12 protein-coding genes are annotated in these 11,407 nt (G+C 62.4%); 5 read left to right on the top strand and 7 right to left on the bottom strand.

Features of this window, described 5'->3' with window-relative positions:
* Positions 1–259: 259 nt before the first annotated feature.
* Complete coding sequence (locus tag OF122_RS11860; RefSeq protein WP_264224449.1) at positions 260–664, bottom strand: MerR family transcriptional regulator; 405 nt, start codon at positions 662–664, stop codon at positions 260–262.
* 69 nt (positions 665–733) lie between these two features.
* Between OF122_RS11860 and OF122_RS11865 the strand changes: the two genes are divergently transcribed.
* From OF122_RS11865 to OF122_RS11885, 5 genes are all read left to right on the top strand, one after another.
* The gene (locus OF122_RS11865) at positions 734–1,378 is read left to right on the top strand and encodes a cation transporter (RefSeq protein WP_264224450.1); all 645 of its coding nucleotides are present in this window, start codon (positions 734–736) and stop codon (positions 1,376–1,378) included.
* 57 nt (positions 1,379–1,435) lie between these two features.
* Positions 1,436–2,071 (top strand): Rossmann-fold NAD(P)-binding domain-containing protein, encoded by a 636-nt coding sequence (locus OF122_RS11870; RefSeq protein ID WP_319019364.1) that lies wholly within the window; start codon positions 1,436–1,438, stop codon positions 2,069–2,071.
* Positions 2,072–2,203: 132 nt separating this feature from the next.
* Positions 2,204–2,731: an RDD family protein gene (locus OF122_RS11875; protein WP_264224451.1), complete on the top strand. Its 528-nt coding sequence runs from the start codon at positions 2,204–2,206 to the stop codon at positions 2,729–2,731.
* 211 nt (positions 2,732–2,942) lie between these two features.
* Complete coding sequence (locus OF122_RS11880) at positions 2,943–3,701, top strand: arginyltransferase (protein ID WP_264224452.1); 759 nt, start codon at positions 2,943–2,945, stop codon at positions 3,699–3,701.
* The gene (locus OF122_RS11885) at positions 3,702–4,724 is read left to right on the top strand and encodes an endonuclease/exonuclease/phosphatase family protein (protein WP_264224453.1); all 1,023 of its coding nucleotides are present in this window, start codon (positions 3,702–3,704) and stop codon (positions 4,722–4,724) included.
* A 223-nt stretch (positions 4,725–4,947) separates the two neighbouring features.
* Here the strand turns inward: OF122_RS11885 and parC are convergent, their stop codons facing one another.
* The 6 genes from parC to lepB all read right to left on the bottom strand — a co-directional run bounded on the left by parC (position 4,948) and on the right by lepB (position 11,378).
* The gene (parC, locus tag OF122_RS11890; protein ID WP_264224454.1) at positions 4,948–7,203 is read right to left on the bottom strand and encodes a DNA topoisomerase IV subunit A; all 2,256 of its coding nucleotides are present in this window, start codon (positions 7,201–7,203) and stop codon (positions 4,948–4,950) included.
* 148 nt (positions 7,204–7,351) lie between these two features.
* Entirely contained in the window at positions 7,352–7,681 is a 330-nt protein-coding gene (locus OF122_RS11895) for a hypothetical protein (protein ID WP_264224455.1), read from the bottom strand.
* A gap of 103 nt (positions 7,682–7,784) precedes the next feature.
* Complete coding sequence (gene recO, locus OF122_RS11900) at positions 7,785–8,501, bottom strand: DNA repair protein RecO (protein ID WP_264224456.1); 717 nt, start codon at positions 8,499–8,501, stop codon at positions 7,785–7,787.
* 509 nt (positions 8,502–9,010) lie between these two features.
* Positions 9,011–9,922 (bottom strand): GTPase Era, encoded by a 912-nt coding sequence (gene era / locus OF122_RS11905; RefSeq protein WP_264224457.1) that lies wholly within the window; start codon positions 9,920–9,922, stop codon positions 9,011–9,013.
* Entirely contained in the window at positions 9,919–10,626 is a 708-nt protein-coding gene (gene rnc / locus OF122_RS11910) for a ribonuclease III (protein ID WP_264224458.1), read from the bottom strand. Before rnc ends, era begins: the two co-directional genes overlap by 4 nt.
* Positions 10,623–11,378: a signal peptidase I gene (gene lepB / locus OF122_RS11915; protein ID WP_264227658.1), complete on the bottom strand. Its 756-nt coding sequence runs from the start codon at positions 11,376–11,378 to the stop codon at positions 10,623–10,625. Before lepB ends, rnc begins: the two co-directional genes overlap by 4 nt.
* Positions 11,379–11,407 lie beyond the last annotated feature (29 nt).

The raw sequence follows: 11,407 nt of genomic DNA on the forward strand, positions 1-11,407 counted from the left end.
CGAGAGTGCCAGTTCGTCAGGGCGCTAGCAGGCGCAGACCAGGTGTGACCTGACATCGAATGATACTCGACGTGGCATCGATCAGGATCGCCTCCAAGCTGCAAGGTTGTTATCTACCTGATCGCTGCAACGTCCGCTTCAGGGGCGTGGCCGATCGCGTCCTGATGGCAAAGATTGTGTCGCTTCCAGTCCTTGCTCGCCGGCACCAAGCCGCAAATTTACATCACCCGGCCACTTCACCACCAACAGGCGCTTCCGCCTAGCCGGGCGGTGTCGAGAGGGTTTCGATGACGTGGCATTGGGCGATCCGGCCCTGGCGGCACTGGTCGAGCATGGTGGAGAGTTCGGCCTTTAGCGCGGTGAGGCGCGAAATGCGCAGTTCGATTTCGGCAAGGCGGCCCGAGGCGATGGCGTCGACCTGGGCGCAGGATTGGTCGGGGTTGTCCTGCAGGCCCAGCATGGCGCGGATGGATTCGATTTCGAAGCCGAGTTGGCGGGCGTGGAGGATGAAGAACAGGCGGCGCACGCTTTCCTCGTCGTAAAGGCGACGATTGCCCCTCGTGCGCACGGGCTGGGGCAACAGGCCGATCTGCTCGTAATAGCGGATGGTGGGAACCTTGACCCCGCTGCGCCGGGCCGCTTCGCCAATCGGAAAATTTTTCATTTGCCGCTTGCTCCTCTAGTCGCTGGAGATTCTAGCATCGGGGCGATTTGAATTGAAGGGTATGTGCAAATGAGCGGATCGTGCTGCAACCATAACGAGGCAGATCAGGCGGCCAGAGCCCAGGCCGACACAGTCTATCGCCGTGTCCTGTGGGCGGTTCTGGCGATCAATGCCGTCATGTTCGTTGTCGAAATCGGCGCCGGCATCGCCTCGCGCTCGGCATCGCTGCAGGCCGACGCCGTGGATTTTCTCGGCGATGCGGCCAATTACGGCATCAGCCTTTTCGTCGTGGGATACGCCGTGCATATCCGCGCGCGGGCATCGCTGGCCAAGGCACTGACCATGGGCGCGTTCGGGATTTGGGTGCTGGGGGTTGCCGGGTGGAACATGGTGACCGGGGCAACGCCCCATGCCTATACGATGGGCATTGTGGGGTTCAGCGCGCTTGTGGCCAATGCCGCGAGCTTTGGGCTGCTGTGGCGCTTTCGCGAGGGTGACAGCAATATGCGCTCGGCGTGGATCTGCACGCGCAATGACGTGGTGAGCAATATCGCCGTGCTGCTGGCCGCGCTGGGCGTGTTCGGTACCGGCACGGGCTGGCCGGACGTTCTGGTGGCATCGATCATGGGTGTTCTGGCACTTCAGGGGGCGGCGGTCGTGACCCGGCAGGCGCTGGCTGAACTGCGGCAGTACAGGGTGCGGCCCGCCGAGTAGCGAGCGCTGAAAGCGCGGACGGTGATCGGGCCGGCGTCCGGCTGCGTATAGAACGGCATGACCGAAGCCACGCAAGCCCTCATCATCGGTTCGACAGGCGGGATCGGGCGCGCACTGCTTGAACAGGTTCGCGCCTCGGGACGCTATGATCTGGTCACCGGTCTTTCGCGTTCGGGCAGCCCGGCAATCGAGATCACAAAGGAGGCCTCGATCGCATCGGCCATGGAGGTGGTGGCGGGCCAGGGCGCGCTGCGGCTGGTGGTCATTGCGACCGGCTTTCTGCATAGCAGCGGCATCGCGCCCGAAAAGGCGAACAGGCAAATGAGCGCGCAGGCGCTGGCGCAGGCGTTCGCCGTCAACACCATCGGCCCGGCGCTTGTGCTCAAGCATGTCCTGCCGCTCCTGCCCCGTTCGGGGCGATCGGTGGTCATGGCGCTTTCGGCCAAGGTGGGCAGCATTTCGGACAACAGGCTGGGGGCTGGCACAGCTATCGGGCGTCCAAGGCCGCGCTCAACCAGATCGTGCGCACCTGTGCCATCGAATTGGCGCGAACGCACAGGGAGGCCATTCTGGTCGGCATGCATCCGGGAACCGTCGATACGCAGCTTTCGCGGCCATTCGCCCGGTCGGGCCTCGATGTGCAACAGCCCGAAGGGGCCGCCGGCGCGATCCTTGCGGGCCTCGAGCGATTGACGCCATCAGATTCCGGCGGGTTTTTCGACCGAAGCGGGCACCGATTGCCCTATTGAGCGGGAAATCTCGGTTATGGTCTTGTCATTGACGCCCAGTGTTCCAACATAATCCTCAACCTGAGGAGCATTGACTTTGGCAACCGATTTTCTGGGGCGCATGCTGCGCGACGACCTTCCCAATCCCAACACTTCGCCCGAACTGTTCGACGGGATTCTGACGCGGCGCGCCGTGGCCTTCCTGATCGACTGTGTGATCATGGGCGCGGCGATCGTTCTGGTTACGCTGGTTGCCGGTATTCTGGGCATTTTCACGTTCGGGCTGACCTGGCTGTCGATCCCGCTGATCGTGCCGGTCACCTTCATTGCCTATTATGCGGTGACGCTGGGTTCGCCCGCGCGCGCCACGCTGGGCATGCGGGCCACCGACATCGTGCTGACCCCGACGCGGGAGACGACGCTGGACGGATGGATGGCGATGATCCATGTGGTCGTGTTCTGGATTTCGTGTTCGCTTCTGACCCCGTTCATCATCCTGATCGGGCTGTTCACGCCACGCCGCCAATTGCTGCACGACATGATCGTGGGCACGTTGATGGTTCGCCGCTCGCCGATGGTGCGGCACTGGCAGGCCTATGCACGATCGGGCGACGTTCCCGGCTAAGGTATGCGGCCATTCAGGCGATGACTGGCTGCAAACGGCGCTTTCCGTGCCCGCTTTTGAGATTTGTCGCGTTGCACACCGGGTTCCGTGCGATTACTATCCGGGCGTGAGCTGTCCGGGTTTCGACAAGCGGGCCGGACGGCTTGAAAGTTTTCGGTTTGCCGCGTCTGATTGAGGTGGCAGACACCCTGCGGGCCAAGCGAGTACCCACATGGACCATACGCCGGAAAGTGCGCAGTTCTTTCTGACAGCCCCATCGCCCTGCCCCTATCTCGAGGGCAGACAGGAACGCAAACTTTTCACTCACCTGTCGGGCCGGCGGGCGGCGGCGCTGCACCATCTGTTGTCCGACCACGGGTTCCGCCGTTCGCAGAACCTGATCTATCGTCCGGCGTGCCTCGATTGCGACGCCTGCCAATCGGTGCGCGTGCGGGCCATCGATTTTCTCCCCGCGACCCGGCACCGGCGCAACCTCAAGCAGAACTCCGATATCGTGGCCGAAGTGGTGGCGCCGATCGTTTCAGCCGAGCAATACGGGCTGTTCAAGCGCTATCTCGACTCGCGCCACGATGGCGGCGGGATGACGCAGATGAGCTATCTCGACTATGAGTTCATGGTCGAGGACACCCCGGTTCAATCGGTGCTGGTCGAATACCGGCTGGCGAAAGACGGGCCGGACGGGGTGGCGGGGCAACTCGTCGCCGCCGCGTTGACGGACCCCCTGCCCGACGGGCTGTCGATGGTTTACAGCTTTTTCGATCCCGCGCTGGCCCGGCGCGGGCTTGGCACCATGATGATCCTCGATCATATCGCGCGCGCCAAACTGGCGGGCGGCTATCTCTACCTGGGATATTGGGTCAAGGATTCCCCGAAGATGGCCTACAAGGCCGCCTTCCAGCCCCTCGAAGTGCAGCGCGGCTCGCGCGGCTGGGTGGACCTCGACCCCGAGACGGGCGCGGAAGCCGAATAGGTGCGCATCATAGGCAAGATACTGGCCGCACTGGTTGCCGCGGGCTATCTGTTTGCCTGCTGTCTTCTGGCCGGCATGGCGATCGTTGCGGTTCTTGGCTTCATCTACCCGGCCATGGACCTGTTCAACCACATCCAGCCAGTGCTGTTTTTCGGCCTTGGGGCGCTGGTGATCGCCAGCCCTATCTTCGTGCCGTTCCGTGCGCTGCGCGCGCTGGCGCTTTCTATTGCCGCGACGGGGTTTGTTGCCTCGAGCGTCATTTACGTTCCCGAACTGGTGGCGGGGCTTTTGCCGCGCGCCGCTGTTGCGCAGGCCGAGCAGACCTACAGGTTGATGACCTTCAATGTCTTCGGACGCAACGAGGAGCCGGAAGCGATCGTTGCCAACATCGATGCGGTCGATGCCGATATCGTGGCGCTGCAGGAATACAGCCCCGGACTGCGCAGCGTGGTTCACCCGCTTCTGGCAGAGCGCTATCCCCATTTCCAGTATTGCGCCGGGGGCGAGCGGGCCTTTGTGGGGCTTTATGCAAGGCTGCCCTTCGAGCCGCTCGATGCGGATGCATGCTCGGCATCGATCATGAGCACCGACCGGACGGCCCGGATCATCGTGCGCTTCCAGACCGAAACCGGGCCCGCGTTTTCGCTGGCCACGACCCATAATGACTGGCCGGCGCCGGTGACACGGCAGGCCGAGCAGTTCGCAAAGCTCAGCGAAGCGCTTTCGACGGTCGAGCCGCCGCTGGTTCTGGTTGGTGATTTCAACTCGACGCCGTGGTCCTATGCGCTGCGGGGCTTCGTGAGCACGGCCGAGCTGACGCGCCACACCTTCAACCTGCCGACCTTCCCAACGCTCTGGTACTACCTGCGCGACTGGCGGGGCATGCTGCCCTTCCTGCCGCTCGACCATGTGATGACGCGCGGGGCGATCGCCATTCACGATCTGCGCACCGGCGAGCCGAGCGGCAGCGACCATCTGCCGATCATCGTGGATTTTTCCGTGGGGGATGAGGGGGCCTTATAGAAGCAGTAAGGCCCCTTACCCGGCTGGCCGCGCTGCGTTCCCTTCTCCGGCTCCGACCCATTCACCACGGTCATCCCGGGCGAAGACCCGGGACCCAGTACGCTCAGAGCCCCGATGGCCACCGCCGAAGACAGAGCCGCACGTGCCGAGTGTACTGGATCCCGGCGCAAGGCCGGGATGACAGTGTTGATTTGGTTATGCAGCGCCTGGGCCCCGGCGTCGCCTACCCGATAAACCTGTTGTTGCGCGGGAAGCCGGTCGGGGGCTGGCGGCCGGCCTGGGCGCGGTCGCCGATCCAGTCGAGCAGCTCTTCCATGGATTTCGAATAGTTCCGGCCCGAAGAATCGGTCCAGGTCAGGCCCTCGGCGGAATTGAACAGCTTGGCGTCTGAAATGCCGCCATCCTTGTATTTTTGCAGCCGGACGCCCTTGCCGCGGCTCATTTCGGGGAGCTGGGCGGCGGGGAAGACCAACAGCTTGCGGTTCTGGCCGATGACGGCAACCGTATCACCCTCGGCGCGCACGCACAGCTTGGCTTCGCCCTTGCCGGAGACGTTGAGCACCTGCTTGCCCTTGCGGGTGTTGGCGATCAGATCGTCTTCGGCGACCACGAAACCATTGCCGATATCGGAGGCGATCAGGCGCTTGGCGCCGGGCTTATAGACAAAGAGATCGACGATATCCTGGCCTTCCTCGATATCGACCATGATGCGCACCGGCTCGCCATGGCCGCGCCCGCCGGGCAGCTTGTCGGCGCCCAGCGTATAGACCTTGCCGCCGGTGGTGAGCATCAAGAGCTTATCGGTGGTCTCGCAGGTGAGCGCGAGCTTGAGCCTGTCGTCGGTTTTGAAGGTCTGGGCCGAAACATCGTTGTTGTGGCCCTTGAGGGCCCGAATCCAGCCTTTTTGCGAGAGGATAACGGTGATCGGCTCGCGCTCGATCATCGCGGTTTCGATATCGGCCAGATCGGTCTGGGGAGCGGCGGCGAACTGGGTGCGGCGCCGGCCGAGGGGGGTATCGGGGCCATAGGCTTTCTTGAGCTCACCGATTTCAGTGGTGATGACGCCCCACTGCTTTTTCTCGGAAGCGAGAATGGTTTCGATGTGGGTCTTTTCCTCGCTGAGTTTGTCGAACTCGGAGCGGATTTCGATTTCCTCGAGCTTGTGCAAGCTGCGCAGGCGCATGTTGAGGATGGCATCGGCCTGAACGTCGGAGAGGTCCCATTTGGCCATCATTATGGCCTTGGGCTCGTCCTCCTCGCGGATGATGCGGATGACTTCATCGAGGTTGAGATAGGCGACGAGATAGCCGCCGAGCACTTCGAGCCGGTGTTCGATCTGGCCGAGCCGGTAGCGCGAGCGGCGGACCAGCACGTCCTTGCGGTGATTGAGCCAGGCCTTGAGCACCTGTGCCAGATCCATGACGCGAGGGATCTGGCCCTTGTCGAGCACGTTCATGTTCAGCGAGAACCGGCTTTCGAGCTCGGTGAGCTTGAACATGGATTCCATGAGCAGCACGGCATCGACTGTCCGGGCGCGCGGTTCTAGGACGAGGCGGATGTCCTCGGCGCTTTCATCGCGCACGTCCTTGAGCAGCGGCAGGCGGCGGGCGAGCAGCAGTTCGGCGATCTTTTCGACGAGCCGCGATTTCTGCACGCCATAGGGAATTTCGGTGATGACGATATTGTAGGTGCCGCGCCCGCTGTCTTCGATCTCCCACTTGGCGCGCACGCGGAAACCGCCGCGGCCGGTGGTGTAGGCGATCTCGGTGGCCGCCGGATCATCGACCAAAACACCACCGGTGGGGAAATCGGGGCCGGGAACGAAGCGGATCAGGTCTTTTGCCGTCGCATCCGGATTTGAGAGAATATGCAGGCAGGCGTCGCAGAGCTCGGAGACGTTGTGGGGCGGAATGTTGGTCGCCATGCCCACGGCGATGCCACTCGAGCCGTTGGCGAGAAGATTGGGGAAGTTGGACGGCAGGACGACGGGTTCCTCGTCCTCGCCATCGTAATTGGGCCGGAACTCGACGGCGTCCTCGGTGATCGCTTCGAGCAGGCGCTGCGCGACCTCGGTCATCCGGCTTTCGGTGTAGCGCATGGCCGCTGCACTATCGCCATCGATCGAGCCGAAATTGCCCTGCCCGTCGACCATCGGGTAGCGGACCGAAAAATCCTGCGCCATGCGCACCAGGGCGTCATAGACGGACTGGTCGCCATGGGGGTGGAACTTACCGATCACGTCACCGACGATACGCGCCGATTTCTTGTAGCCCTGCGCCGGATCGAGCTTGAGCAGGCGCATGGCGTGCAGGATGCGGCGATGGACGGGTTTGAGCCCGTCCCGCGCATCGGGCAGCGCGCGCTGGGTGATGGTGGAGATCGCATAGGAGAGGTAGCGCTCCTCAAGGGCGCTCCTGAGATCGACTATACGTTCCCCGTCCTTTCTGTCGTCCTTGGGCGGATCGATAGTATCGGCCATTGGCCATCCTTTTCAGGGCAAGCGAATCAGAGGGGCAGTATAGCCAAGCGCGCTTGAAATTGCCGGATTGCTTGGGGGTTTTGTGGAAAACCTGCGAGCACCGGACCGAAATCCGCGCCGGGGTGACCGGCGCGGGGGCAGTGGTCGATTACTGGGGGACCAGCGTGTAGCTGGCGAGTTCGCAGATATCGATTTCGAATTCTTCGAGTTCAGGACCTTCGGCGGTCTCGAAGCGGAAATCATAGAGGCACTGATCGGAACCGTCGCCAATGAACACTGTACCGTTGTAGCCGGATTCGAGAACACCGATCTCGGCAAGAAGGTCCTCTCCCCAGTTCTCGTCGTTGGAGGGCGAGGCGTAGAAATAGGTCAGCGTGTAGCCGGATTCGTTGATGAGCGTGAACTCAACGTTCTGGGCGAGCGCCGGGGTGGAAACAAGGGCCGTGGCGGCCAGCATTGAAAGGATAGTCTTTTTCATGTCGTCCTCAAAAGCTGCGTGTTGCAGCCAGGCTTGAGGTAGCCCGCCTTTTGAATCGACGCTAGTGGGCATTTCATGATCCGCTAGAAACCCCGGGGCTTTTTCATCCCGCCGTGAGGTTCCTGACCAGCCATTCACGCGTTTCCGGCTGCCGTATCTGGCGGGCCGCCCAGACGTGGCGGTCGAGAAAATACCCGGTCAGCGCAAAGGCGGCGGCGATGTCTTTCGGGGTGGGATCACCGGCGCCGGTGAGAAAGGCCGGGAGCACGAAAAGGCGGTCGACATAGGGAGCGGCGGCTTCGGCGCTGACCGCCCTGCCCGTTTTTGGCGAAACATGGGTGAGGTTTTCGTGCACGCCGGTCACGGCGCAGGTCTCGATATCCAGCCCGAAGCCAAGCTCCTCGAGCAAATACATCTCAAACCGCGCCAGCTCGGCGGCGAGATCGAGCGGGTGCCGATCCTCATCGATCAGGGAAATGACACCGCGCAGCAACTCGTCATGCGGATCGCGCTCGGGAAGAAGGCGAAGATGATCGGCGAGCAGCTGGAGAAGATAGAGCTTTTGCCGGTCGGAGAGGATTTCGGCGGCCCGAAGGCGGGTCGCTTCGGCGGTGAAGGTGCCCAGATGGTCTTCGAGGCGGGCTCGCCAGGTCAGTTGGGCCGAGTTGCCGGCCTGCAGAAAGGCGGCGTGTTTCGGTGACCGCCCGCCGCGCACCAGCCCCAGGCAGCGCCCATGGCCGGGCACCATGGCCTCGAGGATCAGCGCGGATTCCCCGTGCCGCCTGACGCCGATGATGAGACCTTCAGAGGACCATTCCATGCGCATTTTCCATAGCGAAATCGACCCCTTGGCGTCCCTCACCCTCTGTCACCCCGGCCACCGAGCCGGGGTTCGGTACATTCAGCGCCCAATGCAGAGCCGCGAGCGCTGCCGGTTACTGGGTCCCGGGTCAAGCCCGGGATGACAGCGGTTGGTTGCGCAGCCACACTGCATCTCCCTCTGTCACCCCGGCCACCGAGCCGGGTCCAGTACGCTCAGCGCCCAGCGTAAGCCACAAGCGCTGCCGATTACTGGGTCCCGGGTCAAGCCCGGGATGACAGCGGTTGGTTGGGCAGCCAAACTGCATCTCCCTCTGTCACCCCGGCCACCGAGCCGGGATTCGGTACATTCAGCGCCCAATGCAGAGCCGTGAGCGCTGCCGGTTACTGGATCCCGGGTCAAGCCCGGGATGACAGCGGTTGGCTTGGCGGGCCATTGCGTCAAACCAGTGTCTTTGTCTGGTCGCGCGTCCGAACCGATAAGTGGTGTCCGCCTTGTCGGGGCGCGCTCTACTTGGTCCAGTCGAGCCCCATTTCGCGGTAGCGTTCGGGGTCGTCGGCCCAGTTGGCGCGGACTTTTACGAACAGGAACAGATGAACGTCGGTTTCAAACATCTCGATCAGTTCCTTGCGCGCTTCGGCACCGATGGTCTTGATGGTCTGCCCCTTGGCGCCCAGCACGATCATCTTGTGGGTGTCGCGGGTGACATAAATCACCTGCTCGATGCGGTAGGACCCGTCCTTCTGGATCTTGAAGCTCTCGGTCTCGACGGTGGCCTGATAGGGGATTTCGTCGTGGATGCGCAGGAACAGCTTTTCGCGCGTCACTTCGGCAGCGGTCAGCGCCATTGTCAGATCGGTCAGATGCTCTTCGGGGAAGTGCCATTCTTCGAGCGGAGCCTTTTCCCGGCACCATTCAACGAAATCGGCGACGCCGTGCCCGCGCAGAGCGGAGATCATGAAGGTGGTCTCGAAATTGACCTTCTCGTTGATCTTTTTCGACAGACCCAGCAACTCCTCGTGCTTGACCTTGTCGATCTTGTTGAGAACCAGAACCTTGGGCTGGCGGATATTGTCGAGCCCGTCGAGCAGCGCTTCGATCTCGGCGTTGAGCCCCTTCTGGGCATCGACGATCAGTGCGACCATGTCGGCGTCCCCTGCCCCCGTCCAGGCCGATTGCACCATGGCGCGATCGAGCCGGCGCTTGGGCGCGAAAATGCCCGGTGTGTCGATAAAGACGAGCTGGGATTCCTCGATGGTCAGAACACCACGCACCTGAGCCCGCGTCGTCTGGGCCTTGTGGGTGACGATGGACACCTTGGTGCCCACAAGGGAATTGAGCAGCGTCGATTTGCCCGCATTGGGGGCGCCGACCAGGGCGACGAAGCCGCATTTGGTCGCCATATTGTTGGTTTCACTCATTGGTCGGCCTTCCACACGCCTTCACGCAGCAGGAATTTTTCAGCCGCCTGATGCTCGGCCAGTTTTTTCGAGGTTCCGGTCGCCGTAATCGCTTCAAAGCCGCGCACGGAAACCGAGATTGTAAAGACCGGCGCGTGATCGGGACCCGTGCGCGCCGTTTCGACATAGGCCGGAGGCTCCAGCCCTTTGGCCTGCGCCCATTCCTGCAGCGCGGTCTTGGAGTCGGCCCGCCGGGCCTGCGCCACGTCCAGATTATCACCGAACATGCGGGCCACGAAGGTATAGGCGGGATCGATGCCGCCATCGGCATAAATCGCGCCGATGACCGCTTCGCAGACATCGCCCAGAATGGCGTCCTTGTCCGCGCCGCCGGTACGCGCCTCGCTCTCGCCGAGCCGCACGAATGAGCCCATACCGAGTTTGCGGGCCACCCGCGCGCAGGTTTCCTTGCGCACAAGCGAATTCAGCGTACGCGAAAGTTCGCCCTCATTGGCCTTGGGCAGACGCTTGCACAGCATGTCGGCCACCACGAGCCCCAATACCCTGTCGCCAAGGAATTCAAAGCGCTGGTAGGACTCGGCGGTGCGTTTTGAAGGGGATACGGCGCTTGAATGGGTCAGGGCGCGCAACAGCAGGCCGGGGTCGTTGAAAACATAGCCCAGCCTTGTCTCAAGCGCTTCTCGGTCGCGCGCCCTCAAGCTCATTCGTAAACCGAAGTGAACATCCGGTCGAACCGGACATTGCCCGGCCAGCGCCAGATCTGCCAGGGCGGGATGTTATCGGTAATGGAAAAGAAGCGCCATTCGGCCTTGCCGACGAAATTTTCGAACGGCACATAGCCGACCGCCGAAAGCGAACGGGAATCGAGCGAGCGGTCGCGGTTGTCGCCCATCATGAAGTAATGGCCGGGAGGCACGGTATAAACGCCGGTGTTGTCGAACTGGGCGTTGTCGGAAATCTCCTGGGTGACATAGCTCACACCATTGGGCAGCGTTTCGCGGTATTCGGTAACCGGAATGTCGACGCCAGAACTGTCTCGGTCGACGGTGGTGCCCACCTGCTCGCGCTCCACGGTCTCGCCATTGATGGTCAAACGCCCGTCGATCATCTGAATCTGGTCGCCCGGCAGGCCGATGACGCGCTTGACGTAGTTTTCGCTCTGGGGCACGGGCCGGATCACGGCGATATCGCCCCGCTCGGGGGCGTTGCCCATGATGCGCCCGTTCCAGGGTACCTCGGAATAGGGCAGCGAATAGCGCGAATAGCCATAGCTGTATTTGGACGCCAGAATGTAATCGCCAATCATCAGATTGGACTGCATCGACGCAGTGGGGATGGAAAACGGCTCGAAGGCGAAGGTGCGGAACACCAGAGCAATCAGCAGCGCCTGAACGATGATGACGATGGTTTCGCGCAGTTCGCCCTTGCCGGTCTTCTTCTTGGCGGCGTCCGACATAGGGGTGCTCATGGGTTGGAAATCTCGCA

The organism is Pelagibacterium flavum, from assembly GCF_025854335.1.
In the GTDB taxonomy this organism is placed as follows: Bacteria; Pseudomonadota; Alphaproteobacteria; order Rhizobiales; family Devosiaceae; genus Pelagibacterium; species Pelagibacterium flavum.

What these genes read in the sequence shown, in the direction of transcription:
- OF122_RS11895 (WP_264224455.1), bottom strand. Translation starts at nt 7,681, where the DNA reads ATGAAAAAGACTATCCTTTCAATGCTGGCCGCCACGGCCCTTGTTTCC.
- rnc (WP_264224458.1), bottom strand. Translation starts at nt 10,626, where the DNA reads ATGAGCTTGAGGGCGCGCGACCGAGAAGCGCTTGAGACAAGGCTGGGC.
- OF122_RS11870 (WP_319019364.1), top strand. Translation starts at nt 1,436, where the DNA reads ATGACCGAAGCCACGCAAGCCCTCATCATCGGTTCGACAGGCGGGATC.
- OF122_RS11860 (WP_264224449.1), bottom strand. Translation starts at nt 664, where the DNA reads ATGAAAAATTTTCCGATTGGCGAAGCGGCCCGGCGCAGCGGGGTCAAG.
- recO (WP_264224456.1), bottom strand. Translation starts at nt 8,501, where the DNA reads ATGGAATGGTCCTCTGAAGGTCTCATCATCGGCGTCAGGCGGCACGGG.
- era (WP_264224457.1), bottom strand. Translation starts at nt 9,922, where the DNA reads ATGAGTGAAACCAACAATATGGCGACCAAATGCGGCTTCGTCGCCCTG.
- OF122_RS11865 (WP_264224450.1), top strand. Translation starts at nt 734, where the DNA reads ATGAGCGGATCGTGCTGCAACCATAACGAGGCAGATCAGGCGGCCAGA.
- parC (WP_264224454.1), bottom strand. Translation starts at nt 7,203, where the DNA reads ATGGCCGATACTATCGATCCGCCCAAGGACGACAGAAAGGACGGGGAA.
- OF122_RS11880 (WP_264224452.1), top strand. Translation starts at nt 2,943, where the DNA reads ATGGACCATACGCCGGAAAGTGCGCAGTTCTTTCTGACAGCCCCATCG.
- lepB (WP_264227658.1), bottom strand. Translation starts at nt 11,378, where the DNA reads ATGTCGGACGCCGCCAAGAAGAAGACCGGCAAGGGCGAACTGCGCGAA.